The following is a 15,992-nucleotide window of genomic DNA, read 5'->3' on the forward strand; positions in this document are numbered from 1 at the left end:
ACGGGGCCGGCCGTCGCATCGATGATCGCGCCGGCCCGGATCGCCTGGGTGGCTCCCTGCCACAGGAAGAACGCGATGGCCACCGGCCAGACGACTCCGAACATCGTGATGCTCGCGCCCTCGAGCAGCGGGCGCCCGACGAACCACAGGACCGTGCCGGCCGCCATGATCCGGCCGAGCCAGCCAGCCGCGACCAGCCCCGACCCCTTGCGACCGGTCAGGCGCCAGACGAGGGCACTGACGATCTGGCCACCATCGAGAGGCAGGCCCGGGAGGAGGTTGAACAGGCCGACGAGAAAGTTGGCGCGCGCCACGATGAGCAGCAGCGTCGAGGCCGTCTCGTTGGTGACGCCGGCCTCGAGAACCCAGGCCACGGCAGCAAGGGCGAGGTTGGACAGCGGGCCGACGACGGCGACGAGAGCGGTGGTTCCCGGCGTTGACCGGGTCGCGTCATAGACGGTGTGGCCACCCCAGACGTCGGCCACGATGCGTCCCACGGAATGCCCTCGCGCCCGAGCGGCGAGGGCGTGTGCGGCCTCGTGGACGAGCACTGAGACGAGGAGCAGGAGCGCATACCCGGCCGCCACGACGTAGCCGTACGACGGGCCTCGGTCGGATCGCCCCAGCGCCGGACCGAACACCGCGATGATGACCACGGCGATGACCGGCCAGGACCGGGCGATGTAGACCGGCGTGCCGGCGATGCTGCCGATGCGCCAGCCGTGGCGTCGTGACTCGTCCGGCGCAGGTGAGGTCATGAGGCGAAGCCTATGCGCGGCAGGCGGGGCCATGCGGAGGCATCCAGCGGGCATCCGGCGGGGCACTGTCCGACCGACGTCATACAGTCGCCTCATGGTCCCCGCTTTGTCGCCGAGCCGAGCCTCGGACTTCATGACGTGCCCGATGCTCTACCGCTTCCGCGTCATCGACAAGCTGCCCTCGCCCCCGACCCCAGCAACGGCCCGCGGGACGCTCGTCCACGCCGTCCTCGAGCGGCTCTTCGACCTGCCGACCTCCGAGCGCACGCTCGAGGCCGCGATTGCGCTGGTCCCGCGTGAGTGGGAGCGGATCGCGTCAGAGGAACCGGAGATGCTCGAGTTGCTGGCCGAGCACGACGGCCGGACTGACGAATGGTTCTCCGGTGCCGGAGCGCTGCTCCGGACCTGGTTCGGCCTCGAGGACCCGACCCGTCTCGAGCCCGCCGAGCGCGAGCTCTACGTCGAGACCGAGGTCGACGGGCTGATCCTGCGCGGCTACGTCGACCGGCTCGACGTCGCCCCCAACGGTGCGATGCGGGTCGTCGACTACAAGACGGGACGATCGCCCTCGGAGCGCTTCGAGGGCAAGGCGCTGTTCCAGATGAAGTTCTACGCGCTGGTCCTGTGGCGCCTCCGGGGCGAGATCCCCCATCTCCTCCAGCTCGTCTATCTCGGCAACGGGGAGATCGTCCGGTACCAGCCCGACCTGCAGGACCTGCTCGGGGTCGAGCGCAAGATCAAGGCGTTGTGGGCGGCGATCGAGCGAGCCGCCGTGCTCGGCGACTGGCGCCCGAGCCCGAGCCGGCTGTGCGACTGGTGTGAGCACCGGAGCCTTTGCCCGGCGTGGGGCGGCACTCCCCCGGATCTGCCCGACGACGCGGCAACCCGCGCCGTCGACCCGGCCCTCAGCGGTCTGGCCGTCATCGACGACTAGGCAGCAACTTCTGCACCCTCCACTTGGCGGAGGGAGCGAGTGCACAGTCGACGTGAAGGACGGTAGGCGCGGCAGTGCCGCTGGGCTCGGGAGTGAGCCCAGCGGCATACGGCCTCGTCGTGGTTGGTCAGGACGTGAAGGTGTCGGCCACGTTGAGGGCTTCGTCGAGGATCGCGAGACCCTCCTCGGCCTCCTCCGGCGTCGTCGTGCACGGCGGGACGACGTGCGTCCGGTTGAAGTGGGTGAACGGCCAGAGCCCGCGCTCCTTGCACGCTGCCGCAAAGGCCCCCATCGGCTTGGCGGCGTCCCCCGACGCATTGAACGGGACGAGCGGCTCACGCGTGGCACGGTCCTTGACGAGCTCGACGGCCCAGAAGACGCCCAGTCCACGGACGTCGCCGACACTCGGGTGTTTCTCGGCGATCTCGCGAAGCCGTGGCCCGATGACGTCCTCGCCGAGGCGACGGGCGTTCTCGATGATGCCCTCCTCGTGGAAGGCGGTGATCGACGCCACGGCGGACGCACACGCGAGCGGGTGGCCGGAGTAGGTCAGGCCGCCCGGGTAGGCCCGCTCCTGGAATGACGCGGCCACCTCGTCCGAGATCACCACGCCGCCCAGGGGCACGTAGCCGGAGTTGACCCCCTTGGCGAAGGTGATCAGGTCAGGCCGGACGCCCCAGTGGTCGACGGCGAACCACTCGCCGCAGCGCCCGAAACCGGCCATGACCTCATCAGCGATGAGCATGATGCCGTGCTCGTCGCACAGGGCACGCACTCCCTCGAGATAGCCGTCCGGCGGGACGAGGACGCCATTGGTCCCGACGACCGTCTCGAGGATGATCGCGGCGACGGTGTGCGGCCCCTCCACCATGAGCGTGTCGCGCAGGTGGGCCAGGGCGCGGTCGCGCTCCTGCTCCACGTTCTCGGAGTGGAACGCGGAGCGGTACGTGTACGGACCCCAGAAGTGGACGATCCCCGGTTGGCCCGGCTCGGACGGCCAACGGCGCGGGTCGCCTGTCAGCGTGATCGAGCCTGCGGTGGCGCCGTGGTAGCTGCGGTAGGTCGCGAGCACTTTGTGCCGTCCGGTGTGGAGGCGAGCCATGCGGAGGGCGTTCTCGTTCGCCTCGGCGCCGCCGTTGGTGAAGAAGACGCAGTCGAGCCCCTCAGGCGCGACCTCGGTGATGAGGCGGGCTGCCTCGCTCCGGGCGTCGTTGGCGAAGGCGGGCTGGATCGTCGTGAGGCGGGCCGCCTGCTCCTGGATCGCTGCCACGACCTTCGGGTGCTGGTATCCGATGTTGACGTTGACCAGTTGCGAGCTGAAGTCGAGATAGCGCCTGCCCTCGTAGTCCCAGAAGTACGAACCCAGAGCCCGCTGGATCGGCAGGGGCTCGATGAGACCCTGCGCCGACCACGAGTGGAAGACGTGCTGTCGGTCGAGCCGGTAGACGTCGTCGCGGCTCATGCCGTCCAGCCGTTCGGAGAGCGACCCCGGTGCCGTGGTGTGCGTGTCAGTCATGAATCTGCCTGTCTCTCAGCGGGTGCGGGGGAAGCCGAGGTCGACGGTCGAGGTGGCCGGGTCGGGCCAGCGCTCCGTCACGACCTTGCCGCGCGTGTAGAAGTTGATGCCCTCGGGCCCGTACATGTGCGTGTCGCCGAAGAGGGAGTCCTTCCAGCCGCCGAAGGAGTAGTACGCGACGGGCACGGGAATGGGCACGTTGATGCCGACCATGCCGACCTCGACCTCATTCTTGAACTTGCGAGCGGCGCCCCCGTCCCGCGTGAAGATCGCCGTGCCGTTGGCGTACTGGTTGGAGTTGATCAGAGCCAGGCCCTCGTCGAAGGTCGATACCCGCACCACCGACAGGACCGGTCCGAAGATCTCATCGGTGTACACCGTCATCTCCGGAGTCACCTCGTCGAGGAGGGTCATGCCGAGGAAGAAGCCGTCCTGGGGCACGTCCTGCTCGCGTCCGTCGACGACAACCTTCGCGCCGGCATCGGCGCCGGCGCCGATGTAGCCGGCAACCCTGTCCCGGTGCTCGCGGGTGATGAGCGGCCCCATGTCGGTGCCGGGCTCGCTGCCTGCACCGACCGTGAGCGACGGCAGCCGGTCCCGGATCGCGGAGACGAGGCCGTCGGCGACCTCACCGACCGCCACCGCGACGGACAGGGCCATGCATCGCTCACCGGCCGCACCATAGGCGGCCGAGACGATGGCGTCCGCCGCCAGGTCGAGGTCCGCGTCGGGTAGCACGAGGGCGTGGTTCTTGGCCCCGCCGAGAGCCTGGACCCGCTTGCCGTTGGCTGTGCCGCGCTCATAGATGTACTTGGCGATCGGCGTCGACCCGACGAAGCTGATGGCCGCAACGTCCTCATGGTCGAGGAGCGCGTCGACGGCCTCCTTGTCACCGTGGATGACGGTGAAGACACCGTCGGGCAGGCCGGCCTCCTTCCACAGCTCGGCGATGAACAGTGAGGCGGAGGGGTCCTTCTCGCTCGGCTTCAGGACGAAGGCGTTGCCGCAGGCAATGGCGTTGGCGCACATCCAGAGCGGCACCATCGCCGGGAAGTTGAACGGCGTGATGCCGGCGACGACGCCAAGCGGCTGGCGGAGGCTGTACACGTCCACGCCGGCCGAGGCCTGCTCGCTGAAGCCGCCCTTGAGCAGCTGGGGCACACCCGTCGCGAACTCGACGTTCTCGAGCCCACGGGCGATCTCGCCCGCTGCGTCGGCGAGCACCTTGCCGTGCTCGGAGGTGATGATGGCGGCCAGCTCGCCGGTCCGCGCGTGCAACAGCTCACGGAAGCTGAACAGGACGGCGGCTCGCCTGGACAGCGAGGCCGAGCGCCACTCCTCGGCGGCCGCGACCGCGGTCTTGACCGCAGCGTCGACCTCGGCCGCCGAGGCGAGGGCGACGTGTGACGTCACCTGGCCCGTGGCCGGGTCGTGGACCGGTGCCGTGCGCCCCGATGAGCCAGGCACCCGCGCGCCGGAGATCCAGTGCTCAATGGTGGACGTGGTCGGTGCAGAGGTATTCGTCATGAGACGAGGCTACGTTCCACCCGATAGCCACACAAAGGTCGCATTGCTACATTACAAACATGCGTGAACTGCTGTCGGCGCTCGAGGCGCGGCTCGACTCCCCCACCGCGAAGGGGCTCGCACAAGCGGTGTCGCGTGCCATCCGCGACGAGGTGTTGGCGCCTGGTGACCAGCTGCCGCCGATCCGGCGCGTGGCCGAGGAGCTCATGGTCTCGCCCACCACCGTCAGCTCGGCGTGGCAGCTTCTCGCCCGTTCCGGCGCGATCCGCTCGGACGGACGACGGGGCACCACAGTCGCCCCCGACAGGTTGGGTGGAGCGCGCTACACGACCGCCCTGCGTCATCAACCCGGCAGCCGCCTCGACCTGTCGACCGGCGTGCCCGACCCCAGACTGCTCCCAGACCTGCGCCTGCCGCCCGGGCAAGTCGGCGGAGAGGTTGCGCCGAGCAGCTACTTGGACGATCCCGTGCTGCCAGAGCTCCGCGACGCATTGCGGGCCAACTGGCCGTGCGTGGTCGATGACCTGCTCGTCGTGGACGGGGCGATGGATGCCCTGGATCTCATCACGCGCACGCTGTTCCGGCCGGGCGACCGGGTCCTCGTCGAGAACCCCGGCTTCCCGCCCCTGCTCGACCTGCTCGAGGACCGTGGTGTCGACGTGTCACCCGTCGGGGTGGACGACAGCGGGCCGGTCCTCGACGACGTCGCGGCAGGCCTGTCACGCAAGCCGGTTGCCATCGTGGTCCAGCCACGCGGCCAGAATCCGACCGGTGTCTCGATCACTCCCACACGGGCCAGGCGCCTCGCCTCGCTGCTCGCGCCGACGTCCGTCCTCGTCATCGAGGACGACTCGGCCGGGGACATCGCCTCCTCCAGCGACCTGAGCCTCGGTGAGTGGCTGCCCGACCGGGTGCTCCACATCCGCAGCTTCAGCAAGTCCTACGGCCCGGACCTGCGACTCGCGGCCGTGAGCGGGCCGGCGTCGGTGCTCGCTCCGATCCGGCACGCGCGCGCCCTCGGCCAGGGCTGGACGAGTCGACTGCTCCAACGCGCTCTCGTCGCCCTGCTGGCCGACCCGGGATCGCAGGCCCAGGTCAGACACGCGCGGGGCGAGTACGCCCGTCGCCGTGCTCTCGTCGCCGACCGCCTTGCCGAGCACGGGATCCTCGTGCCGGGCACGGACGGCCTCAACATCTGGGTGCCGGTGAGGGACGAGTCAGCCGCCGTCCTGCGTCTCGCCAGCCAGGGCATCGCCGTGGCCCCCGGTGGCCCCTTCGTCGTTGACGGGGCTGCGGGTGGTCCACACATCCGGGTCACGACCGGGTTGGTCGCCGACGCCCAGGTCGATGTGGCCGACGCCATCGCCGAGGCGGCCGGCGCCTCCGCGTGGTCAGCCCAGCACCGGTGAGGGAGACCAGGCAGGACCAGGCGGAGGCAGCTCAAGGCGGCGTAGCCCCTACGATCGACCCCGTGAGACGCGCCCGCACGCCGTTGCACACGATGGGCGTGCTCGCAGACGTGGCGTTGGCCGTCGTGCTCGCCGCGGTCCTGCTCACCACGAGTCTGGAGGCGGTCGGGACGTCCGACGTGACGGGCGCTTGGCGGATCATCGTCATCGCGGGTCTCGTCGTGCTGCACACCACCGTCCTCGGCCGGTCGCGCTGGCCAGTCGCGACCTTCGTCGTCGCCTCGGCAGCGATGCTGCTGCTCGCGCTGGCTCCCGACCTGGGTGGCGCCTCCGCAGCTGAGGTCGGCAGCCCGTTCTCCGCGCTGCTGCTGCCCAGCGGGCTGGTGTTCTTCGTGTTGCTCTACACGGTCAGTTCGAGAACCACACCACCCCTGCCCCACATCGCGCTGGCCATTGGCCTCGTTGGCGGCATCATCACCGTCGCCAGACTGTGGAACGCCGGCGGATACGCGACAAGTCCCGGGGAGGGCGCGACGGCCTGGCGGCTCTTCATCACCGCGGCCGTGGCAGCCGGGCTCCTGGCGGCTTGGGCGCTGGGCCGCTACCGCGCCACGAGGCTGGCCTGGGTGGCCGCGCTCGAGGAGCGGGCCGTGCGCGCCGAACGGGAGCGTCTGGCCACCATCGAGCAGGCCCGCAAGGACCTCGAGCACGAGGCAGAGCGGGCCGGCGCCGCGGAGCGCCGCCGGATCGCCCGTGAGATGCACGACGTCGTCGCCCATTCCCTCGCCGTCGTCGTCGGCCAGGCCGAAGGTGGGCGGATGCTTGTCACGAGTGAGCCCGCCCGGGCGACCGAGGTGCTCTCGACCATCGCAGAGCAGGGCAGACTCGCCCTGACCGAGATGCGCTCCCTCCTCGGCGTGCTCCGCGAGGACGATGACGCCAGCCGCACCCCGCAGCCCGGTCTGGACGAGCTCCAGCGGGTCGTCGACGACGTGAGGCGCACGGGCACCCCCGTCAACCTGGAAGTCACCGGAGAGGCGGTTTCGCTACCGCGGACGGCTGACCTGGCCGCCTTCCGGGTGGTCCAGGAGGCACTGACCAACGTCGTCAAGCACGCTCCCTCCGGGTCAAGTGCCAGAGTTGCGTTGGACTGGAGCCCGCGCGGCCTCCGGATCCGGGTGGAGGACGACGGAGCCGCCGCCGAGGCACCTGACGCCGAAGGCGTGAGTGGCCGCGGCCTGTTCGGGATGCGAGAGCGCCTCACCCTCGTCGGCGGTCACCTCGAGCGCGCCGGACCTGACCCGTCCGGACCTGGCGGGTTCCTCGTCGAGGCCTGGATCCCGGTGCCCGATCCCCAACAACCTGATGACCACCGACCCGACGACCACCGACCTCACGAAGGAAGCCACCAGTGAGCACGCCAGCCCGGATCCGCGTCGCCATCGCCGACGACCAGGAGCTGATGCGGTCGGCCCTTGCGATGGTGGTCGGGAGCCAGCCTGACCTCGACCTCATCGGAGAGGTCGGGGACGGGGCGGCGCTGGTGGAGCTGTGCCTGCGCCATCGGCTCGACGTCGTCCTCGTCGATGTCCGGATGCCCCGGATGGATGGCATCGAGGCAACTCGCCAGATCGTGTCGAGACGGGACGCGCCCAGGGTCATCGTGGTCACGACGTTCGATCTCGACGAGTACGCCTTCGCCGCCATTCGCGCTGGCGCGAGCGGGTTCCTGCTCAAGGACGCCCGAGCCGAGGAGATCGTCGACGCCATCCGGGTGGTGCACGCGGGACACGCCGTGGTGTCGCCACCCACGACCCGTCGCCTCATCGCACACCTGGTTGCGGCGCCGGCGACGAACGACGGCGAGGCCCAGCGAGTCCTCGAGCAGCTGACCGCCCGCGAGCAGGACGTCTTCCTCGAGGTGGCCAAGGGCGCCTCCAACGCCGAGATCGCCAAGCGCCTGTTCCTCTCCGAGGCCACGGTCAAGACGCACGTGGGCCACCTCCTCGGCAAGCTCGGGCTGAGGGACCGGGTGCAAGCCGTCGTCCTCGCCTACGAGTCGGGGCTGGTCCGTCCCGGAGCCTGATGAGTGCTCGGGACGGAGCGGGGCTGGGAGCGCGCGCGGAGGGCAAGCCGGCTCAGCGGCATACGGCAAAGAGGCAAGGATCCACCTCGAGACTGACCGGGGCGCGACCTGCGGGCGATGCCCGCACATGGGGCGCGGCGCGACGCTCGGTGCATGACAACGCCCCACCGCCACACCAGCACTCCCCTGCCGCGCAGTCCCGGGCTCCCGTGGACGTGGGGCCATCTGGGCGGGACTCCTCCCCCACCGGGCCGGCCTGGCCGCGAGGTGCTCCTGTCCCGGGCCGTCCCGGTCCGCGCCGAGCCGCCCGTCGTCTTCGGGTGGCTCGGACAGCTCCGGGTGGCTCCCTACAGCTATGACCTCATCGACAACCGCGGCCGCCGTAGCCCGCCGACGATGACCAGGACCGACCCGATCGAGCCCGGTCAGACCTTCGCGGAGATCTTCACCCTGACCTCGTTCGAGCCGGATCGCAGCATCACCCTGGAGCTGACCGCCCGCGTGGCGCTGGTCGCCTTCGGGCCGCTCACCATCCTGTACCGCGCACTTCCCGACGGGACCCGGACCGTGCTGCGCTGCGACCTGATGCTGCCGCGCCCGCGCAACGGGCCAGAGCGCCTGCGTCAGGTGGCGCTCGCATGGGGAGACCTGGTCATGATGCGCCGCCAGCTACTGAACCTGAAGAGACTCAGTGAACGGACGGCCTCACTCGCCTGAGGCAGCTGGAACGGCGCCCCTACCCGTCGCCACGGTCAGCAGATCCCGGGCCCGAAGGCCCTCCAGCGTGGACACGTGCACCGCTCCGGAGATGGCCGGCACGGGCACGATGTGCGGGATGGCGATCGTTGGCACGCCTGCCGCGGTTGCCGAGCGGACGCCTGTCGGCGAGTCCTCGAGGGCCACGCACGCGGCCGGGTCAGCGCCGATCAGCCGGGCGGCCATCAGGTAGGGCTCGGGATGTGGCTTGCCCCGCCTCACCTCGTCGCCCGTCACGACATGCGCGAACGAGCCCGGTGGGAGGCTCTCGACGATGGTGCTGGCCAGGTTGCGCCACGACATGGTGACGAGCACGTTGGGCACGCCTGACTCGTTCAGCTCCTGGAGCAGCTCGAGGGCGCCGGGCCGCCAGGGGACCCGCCCGCGCACCTGCTCGATGACCCGCAGCAGCAGGGCGTCGATGACCTCCGGGACGGCAAGCGGGATACCGGAGTGGTCGATGATGACCTGCGCGGAGACCTCGAGCGCGTTGCCCACGAGCTGATGGGCGAGCGCATCGCTCCACTCGCCCCCATGGGCTGCCACGAGCTCGTGCTCTGCCACGATCCAGTAGGGCTCGGTGTCGACGAGCGTGCCGTCCATGTCCCAGAGCACGCCTGCGGGCAGCCCATCCGTCTGCTCGAGAGGAGCCACCACGTCAGTCCTCGGGGTCGTAGGCGAGGTTCGCGGACAGCCACCGCTCGGCCTCAGCGATCGTCCAGCCCTTGCGCTCCGCATAGTCGGCCACCTGGTCGCGCCCCAGCCTGCCGACGACGAAGTACTGCGACTCAGGGTGCGAGAAGTACCAGCCGGAGACGGACGCCCCCGGCCACATGGCCATCCCCTCGGTCAGCTGGATGCCGGTGTACGCCTCGACGTCCAGCAGCTCCCACAGCGTCGCCTTCTCGGTGTGTTCCGGGCAGGCCGGATAGCCCGGTGCGGGCCGGATCCCGTCGTACTGCTCCTTGATGAGGGCGTCGTTGTCGAGGTGTTCGTCCGGCGCGTAACCCCACAGCTCCTTGCGGACCCGCTCGTGCATCCGCTCGGCGAACGCCTCGGCGAGCCGGTCGGCCACCGACTCGAGCAGGATCGCGTTGTAGTCGTCGAGGTCCTTGCGGAATGCCGCCACCCGCTCCTGGGCACCCAGGCCGGCCGTGACCGCAAAGGCGCCGACGTAGTCACGCAGGCCGCTGGTCCTCGGAGCGACGAAGTCGGAGAGGCTGCGGTTGGGGATCCCCGGACGGTGCTCGCCCTGCTGGCGCAGGTGGTGCAGGACGGCGACGGGCGTCTCCCGGTGCTCGTCGAGGTAGACCTCGATGTCGTCACCGACGGAGTTGGCCGGGAACAGGCCCACGACGGCGCTCGCGGTGAGCCAGCCCTCGCTGACGACCCGGTCGATCATGGCCTGGGCGTCGTCGTACAGCTTGCGGGCTGCCTGCCCACTCGCTGGGTTGTTGAGGATGTCGGGGAAGGATCCCTTGAGCTCCCACGCGTTGAAGAAGGGCTGCCAGTCGATGTAGCGCCGCAGCTCCTCGATCGGGTGGTGCCGATAGACGCGGACGTGCTGCGTCCTGCCCTGGTGCCAGACGATCGGAGACACGTCCTTCTCCTGCTGCAGCAGGAGGTGGGGGCGCGGTGGGTGGTATCCCTCCCAGGAGATGGGCGTCGCGTTGGCCCGCGCCTGCTCGAGCGTGAGCAGCGGCCGGTCGTGCTTGGCAGCGTGACGCGCCCGGAGCGCGTCGTAGTCCGACTTGACGTCGGCCATGAGCCGCGCCCGCTGGTCCGCGTTGAGCAGAGCGGCGGCGGTCGGCACCGACCGGGAGGCGTCCTTGACCCAGACCACCGGCCCGTCGTACTTCGGGTCGACCTTGACGGCGGTGTGCGCCCGCGAGGTCGTCGCGCCGCCGATGAGGAGCGGGATCTCGAAGCCCTGGCGCTGCAGCTCCGCGGCGAAGCCGACCATCTCGTCGAGCGAGGGGGTGATCAGGCCGGACAGCCCGACGAGGTCGGCGTCGTGCTCCTTCGCTGCCTCGATGATCTTCTGGGCCGGCACCATGACGCCGAGGTCGATGACCTCGTAGTTGTTGCACTGGAGGACGACGCCGACGATGTTCTTGCCGATGTCGTGGACGTCCCCCTTGACCGTGGCCATGACGATGGTGCCGTTGGTGTCTTTCTGCCTCGCGAGCTCGGGGTTCTTCGCCTTCTCCTCCTCGATGAACGGGATGAGGTAGGCGACCGCCTTCTTCATGACACGAGCGCTCTTGACCACTTGGGGCAGGAACATCTTCCCCGCACCGAAGAGGTCGCCGACGACGTTCATCCCGTCCATCAGCGGACCCTCGATGACCTCGATGGGCCGCCCCCCGGCGGACGTGATCTCGGCGCGGAGGATCTCGGTGTCCTCCTCGATGTGGCCGTCCATGCCCTTGACGAGCGAGTGGGTGATCCGGTCGCGGACCGGGAACGACCGCCACTCCTCCTCTCCGACGGCGTCGACCCCCGCCGCGCGGTTGTACCGCTCGGCGATCTCGAGGAGCCGCTCCGCCGCGTCCGCCCGACGGTTGAGCACGACGTCCTCGATCCGGTCTCGCAGCTCCTCGTCGATCTCGTCGTAGACGGCAAGCGCCCCTGCGTTGACGATGCCCATGTCGAGGCCGGCCGCGATGGCGTGGTAGAGGAAAACGGCGTGGATCGCCTCTCGGACGGGGTTGTTGCCCCGGAACGAGAAGGACACGTTGGAGATCCCGCCGGACACCTTGGCGCCCGGAAGGTTCTGCTTGATCCAGCGCGTCGCCTCGATGAAGTCCCGTCCGTAGGAGGCGTGCTCCTCGATGCCCGTGGCGACGGCGAACACGTTGGGGTCGAAGATGATGTCCTCGGCGGGGAAGCCGACCTCCTCGGTGAGGATCCGGTAGGCCCGAGCGCAGATCTGGGTGCGGCGCTCCAGGTTGTCGGCCTGGCCGTCCTCGTCGAAGGCCATGACGACGGCGGCAGCGCCGTACGTACGCACCAGCCGGGCGTGCTCGACGAAGGCCTCCTCCCCCTCCTTGAGCGAGATGGAGTTGACGATCCCCTTGCCCTGGACGCACTTGAGCCCCGCCTCGATGACCTCCCACTTCGAGGAGTCGATCATGACCGGCACCCGGCTGATGTCCGGCTCGCTCGCGACGAGCCGGAGGAAACGGTCCATCGCCGCGACCCCGTCGATCATCCCCTCATCCATGTTGACGTCGATGACCTGGGCGCCGTTCTCGACCTGCTGGGCCGCGACGGAGAGCGCGGTGTCGTAGTCGCCGTCCTTGATCAACGTGCGGAAGCGGGCCGACCCGGTGATGTTGGTCCGCTCTCCGACGTTGACGAAGAGGCTCTCCTCGGTGATGGTGAACGGCTCGAGACCCGCCAGCCGCATGGCGGGCGCGATGGGCACCACCTGTCGCTGCGGCTTGCCGTCGACCGCCTTGGCGATGGCGGCGATGTGCTCAGCCGTGGTGCCACAGCAGCCCCCGACGAGGTTGACCAACCCCGAGGCGGCGAACTCCCCGATGATGGCTGCGGTCTCCTCCGGCACCTCGTCGTACTCACCGAAGGCGTTGGGCAGCCCGGCGTTCGGATAGCACGAGACGAAACAGTCTGCGACGCGGGCCATCTCACTGAGATAGGGCCGGAGCTCCTTGGCGCCGAGAGCGCAGTTGAGGCCGACCGCGAGCGGACGCACGTGCCGGACGGAGTTCCAGAACGCCTCCGTCACCTGCCCGGACAACGTGCGCCCCGAGGCGTCCGTGATCGTGCCGGAGACGATGACCGGCCAGCGACGGCCGAACTCCTCGAAGGTCCGCTCGACGGCGAAGATCGCGGCCTTGGCGTTGAGCGTGTCGAAGATCGTCTCGATGAGCAGGAGGTCGGCTCCGCCCTCGACGAGGCCGCGGGCAGCTTCGGCATAGGCCGCGACGAGCCGGTCGAAGGTGACGTTGCGTGCACCGGGGTCGTTGACGTCCGGGGAGATCGAGGCCGTGCGGGTGGTCGGCCCCATGGCACCGGCCACCCAGCGGGGGCGGTCGGGCGTCCGAGCGGTCATCGCGTCGGCCTCGCGGCGGGCCAGTCTGGCCGCCTCGAAGTTCAGCTCGTGGGCGAGGTCGCTCATCTGGTAGTCGCCGAGCGAGATGCCGTTCGCGTTGAACGTGTTCGTCTCGATGATGTCGGCGCCGGCGTCGAGATAGCCCCTGTGGATCCGGGCGACGAGATCGGGTTGGGTCAGCGTGAGCAGGTCGTTGTTGCCCTGCAGATCGGTCGGCCAGTCGGCGAACCGCTGCCCCCGATAGCCGGCCTCGTCGGGTCGTTCCTGCTGGATCGCCGTGCCCATGGCGCCGTCGAGGACCATGATCCGCTTGCGCAGGGTCGCGGCGAGGACCTCGGTGGCGTCTGGACGGAGCTCGGTGTCGGTCACGGCTCTTCTCTCGTGGATGGCAGGATGCCCAATTCTAGGGATCCGCGCCCCCGTGGCTCGCGCCGTGCCGAAGTGTGGTCGCCGCGAGGTCGCTGTGACGCGGGCCCGACGCGGCATAGGGTGAGATCGAGGGCGCCAGCCCACCCAGTGAGAGGAGGCCACGTGCTGGAGTTCGAGGACGTCCCGGAGCTCGTCGACCCGGTGCTCATCGCGGCCTTCGAGGGCTGGAACGACGCCGGTGAGGCGGCCAGTTCCATCGTCCGGCACCTCGCCGACGTCTGGGACGCCGAGCTCGTCGCAGCGTTCGACCCCGAGGACTACTACGACTTCCAGGTGAACCGCCCGCGCGTCAGCACGGAGGACGGTCGACGGGTGCTGTCCTGGCCGACGACGCGCATCCTCGTCGCAACGGAGACCGGCTTCGACCGTGATGTCGTGCTCGTGCAGGGCATCGAGCCGTCCATGCGGTGGCGTGCCTTCTCCATGGAGCTGCTCGAGCTCGCGCAGCAGTTCGGTGTGACCACGATCATCACGATCGGGGCGCTCCTCGCAGACGTTCCGCACACGCGCCCCATCCCGGTCACGGCAACAGCCGAGGACGACGCGGCCATCCACCGCTTCGACGTGGAGGCGAGCCGCTACGAGGGGCCGACCGGGATCGTCGGGGTGCTCAGCGCGACCGCGAGCGACGCGGGCGTCCCGGCGGTGTCCGCGTGGGCCGCGGTGCCCCACTACGCCGGCGGCTCCCCCTCACCCAAGGCGACGCTCAGCCTCCTGCGGCGCATCGAGTCCCTGCTCGGCGTGACGATCCCGCACGGCGACCTCGAGGAGAACGCCCAGGCATGGGAGCGCGGCGTGGACGAGCTCGCGCAGTCCGACGAGGAGGTTGCGGAGTACGTCCAGTCGCTGGAAGAGGCGCAGGACACTGCCCAGCTGCCGGAGGCCACGGGCGATGCCATCGCGCGTGAGTTCGAGCGCTACCTGCGTGGGCGCGACGACGACCAGAGCGGGCGCTGAGCTCCCCCGTGACGCAAGATCATTCATTCTGTATGCCGCTGAGCTGACTCCCCGTCCAACGCACCTCCCGCTCCTCCCGCCCCCTCAGACCACAAGACGCCGAATCCTCAGAGGCGGATACCGAGGAGGGCGTCGAGGGCCCGGGCCAGCACGCCAGGAGCCCCGAGATCGTCACCGCCGTGGGTGAGAGACTCCTTGGCCCAGCGGTCGACGGCGGTGAGCGCCTGGGGGCTGTCGAGGTCGTCGGCGAGGGCGGCGCGAATTTCAGCAACCGTCTCTTCCGCCGGTGGGCCGCCGTTGCCCGAGACGGCGGCGCGCCACGTGGCGAGGCGCTCCTGCGCGCTCGCAAGGTCGCGGTCCTCCCAGAACCAGTCCTCGGCATGGTGCCGGGCCAGCAGGGCCAGCCGGATCGCCATCGGGTCGACGCCACGGCGCCGCAGCTCGGACACGAAGACGAGGTTGCCCTTGCTCTTGCTCATCTTCTCGCCGTCGAGGCCGACCATGCCCTGGTGGACATAGGCCCGGGCGAACGTCGGCTTGCCGCTGAAGGCCCGGGCATGCGCGGCGCTCATCTCGTGGTGCGGGAAGATGAGGTCGGTGCCGCCCCCCTGGACATCGATGGGGACCCCGAGGCGGTTGCAGGCGATGCACGCGCACTCGATGTGCCAGCCGGGCCGCCCGGGGCCGAGCTGGCCGCCGTCCCAGGACGGCTCCCCCTCTCGGTGCGCCCGCCACATGAGAGCGTCGAGGCGGTTGCGCTTGCCGGGGCGGTCCGGGTCGCCGCCTCGCTCGGCAAAGAGGTCGAGCATGCCCGCCTCGTCGAGCCGGCTGACCGAGCCGAACTTCGGGTCGCGGCTGACGTCGAAGTAGACGTCGTGGGCCCCGGCGTGGGATGCGTCTGGGGCAGGCACGAGGTAGGCGTCGCCAGAGGCGAGGAGCTTCTCGATCGGCTCGATGAAGGTCGGGATGCTCTCGACAGCTCCGAGGTACTCGTCAGGAGGCAGGACGGCGAGGGCGGTCATGTCCTCCCGGAAGAGGTCGATCTCCCGGGTCGCCAGCTCCTCCCATCCGATGCCGTCCCGCTCGGCACGGTCGAGGAGCGGGTCGTCGATGTCGGTGATGTTCTGGATGTAGCGCACGGCGACCCCGCTGTCGCGCAGGGCGCGAACGAGCAGGTCGAAGGTCACGTAGGTGGCCGCATGCCCCAGATGGGTGGCGTCGTACGGGGTGATCCCGCACACATAGACCGATGCGGACTCCCCCACGGCGGCGGGGAGAAGCTCGCCCGTCACCGTGTCCCTGACTCGCACGTCAGGCGATCGACCGGGAACCTGGGGGACGAACGCTGCGGGCCAACTCTTCACGCGCAGACTCTATCCGGCGCTGACGCGTCTCCCCTCGCCCGCCCAGATCACGTGAACCACCCTGATCGAGTGAACAAGAATTGCGCGCAATTCTTGTCCACTCGATCGGGCTAGTTCACGTGATCTGGGCGGGCGAGGGGACACGCGTCAGCGCCGGATAGAGTCTGCGCGTGAAGAG

12 protein-coding genes are annotated in these 15,992 nt (G+C 69.8%); 6 read left to right on the forward strand and 6 right to left on the reverse strand.

Annotation, left to right across the window (positions count from 1 at the left end):
• The coding region (locus tag VIR15_RS14010; protein ID WP_331928664.1) for a site-2 protease family protein at positions 1–758 on the reverse strand (758 nt) is incomplete at its 3' end.
• 94 nt (positions 759–852) lie between these two features.
• Here VIR15_RS14010 and VIR15_RS14015 point away from each other — a divergent pair.
• Positions 853–1,692, forward strand: coding sequence for a RecB family exonuclease (locus tag VIR15_RS14015; protein WP_331928666.1), 840 nt, complete (start codon positions 853–855; stop codon positions 1,690–1,692).
• 127 nt (positions 1,693–1,819) lie between these two features.
• Here the strand turns inward: VIR15_RS14015 and VIR15_RS14020 are convergent, their stop codons facing one another.
• Together VIR15_RS14020 and VIR15_RS14025 are read right to left on the reverse strand one after the other, a co-directional pair.
• A complete protein-coding gene (locus VIR15_RS14020; protein ID WP_414654965.1) occupies positions 1,820–3,208 on the reverse strand; it encodes an aspartate aminotransferase family protein in 1,389 nt (462 codons plus the stop codon).
• A 15-nt stretch (positions 3,209–3,223) separates the two neighbouring features.
• On the reverse strand, positions 3,224–4,735 hold the full coding sequence (locus VIR15_RS14025) for a CoA-acylating methylmalonate-semialdehyde dehydrogenase (RefSeq protein WP_331928668.1): 1,512 nt from the start codon (positions 4,733–4,735) through the stop codon (positions 3,224–3,226).
• A 59-nt stretch (positions 4,736–4,794) separates the two neighbouring features.
• Here VIR15_RS14025 and VIR15_RS14030 point away from each other — a divergent pair, with 59 nt between their 5' ends.
• The 4 genes from VIR15_RS14030 (at position 4,795) to VIR15_RS14045 (ending at position 8,947) form a co-directional block, all read left to right on the forward strand.
• Positions 4,795–6,144, forward strand: coding sequence for an aminotransferase-like domain-containing protein (locus VIR15_RS14030; RefSeq protein WP_331928670.1), 1,350 nt, complete (start codon positions 4,795–4,797; stop codon positions 6,142–6,144).
• A gap of 62 nt (positions 6,145–6,206) precedes the next feature.
• Positions 6,207–7,559 (forward strand): sensor histidine kinase, encoded by a 1,353-nt coding sequence (locus tag VIR15_RS14035; RefSeq protein ID WP_331928672.1) that lies wholly within the window; start codon positions 6,207–6,209, stop codon positions 7,557–7,559.
• A complete protein-coding gene (locus VIR15_RS14040) occupies positions 7,556–8,230 on the forward strand; it encodes a response regulator (protein WP_331928674.1) in 675 nt (224 codons plus the stop codon). The genes VIR15_RS14035 and VIR15_RS14040 overlap by 4 nt, the downstream gene beginning before the upstream one ends.
• Before the next feature lie 153 nt (positions 8,231–8,383).
• Positions 8,384–8,947 carry an SRPBCC family protein gene (locus VIR15_RS14045; RefSeq protein ID WP_331928676.1) on the forward strand — a complete coding sequence of 188 codons (564 nt, stop codon included), beginning with the start codon at positions 8,384–8,386 and terminating at the stop codon, positions 8,945–8,947.
• Here VIR15_RS14045 and VIR15_RS14050 read toward each other — a convergent pair.
• Together VIR15_RS14050 and metH are read right to left on the reverse strand one after the other, a co-directional pair.
• Entirely contained in the window at positions 8,936–9,640 is a 705-nt protein-coding gene (locus VIR15_RS14050; RefSeq protein ID WP_331928678.1) for an HAD family hydrolase, read from the reverse strand. The genes VIR15_RS14045 and VIR15_RS14050 overlap by 12 nt on opposite strands.
• 4 nt (positions 9,641–9,644) lie before the next feature.
• Positions 9,645–13,433: a methionine synthase gene (metH, locus tag VIR15_RS14055; protein ID WP_524538101.1), complete on the reverse strand. Its 3,789-nt coding sequence runs from the start codon at positions 13,431–13,433 to the stop codon at positions 9,645–9,647.
• A 162-nt stretch (positions 13,434–13,595) separates the two neighbouring features.
• Between metH and VIR15_RS14060 the strand changes: the two genes are divergently transcribed.
• The gene (locus VIR15_RS14060) at positions 13,596–14,450 is read left to right on the forward strand and encodes a PAC2 family protein (RefSeq protein ID WP_331928680.1); all 855 of its coding nucleotides are present in this window, start codon (positions 13,596–13,598) and stop codon (positions 14,448–14,450) included.
• 107 nt (positions 14,451–14,557) lie between these two features.
• Here VIR15_RS14060 and mshC read toward each other — a convergent pair whose 3' ends face one another.
• The gene (gene mshC, locus VIR15_RS14065; RefSeq protein WP_331928682.1) at positions 14,558–15,814 is read right to left on the reverse strand and encodes a cysteine--1-D-myo-inosityl 2-amino-2-deoxy-alpha-D-glucopyranoside ligase; all 1,257 of its coding nucleotides are present in this window, start codon (positions 15,812–15,814) and stop codon (positions 14,558–14,560) included.
• Positions 15,815–15,992: the final 178 nt, after the last annotated feature.

Source organism: Intrasporangium sp. (genome assembly GCF_036566125.1).
GTDB lineage: Bacteria > Actinomycetota > Actinomycetes > Actinomycetales > Dermatophilaceae > Intrasporangium.

Coding starts and splice junctions, on each gene's coding strand:
- VIR15_RS14030 (WP_331928670.1), top strand. CDS start 4,795: ATGCGTGAACTGCTGTCGGCGCTCGAGGCGCGGCTCGACTCCCCCACC.
- VIR15_RS14015 (WP_331928666.1), top strand. CDS start 853: ATGGTCCCCGCTTTGTCGCCGAGCCGAGCCTCGGACTTCATGACGTGC.
- VIR15_RS14045 (WP_331928676.1), top strand. CDS start 8,384: ATGACAACGCCCCACCGCCACACCAGCACTCCCCTGCCGCGCAGTCCC.
- VIR15_RS14025 (WP_331928668.1), bottom strand. CDS start 4,735: ATGACGAATACCTCTGCACCGACCACGTCCACCATTGAGCACTGGATC.
- VIR15_RS14020 (WP_414654965.1), bottom strand. CDS start 3,208: ATGACTGACACGCACACCACGGCACCGGGGTCGCTCTCCGAACGGCTG.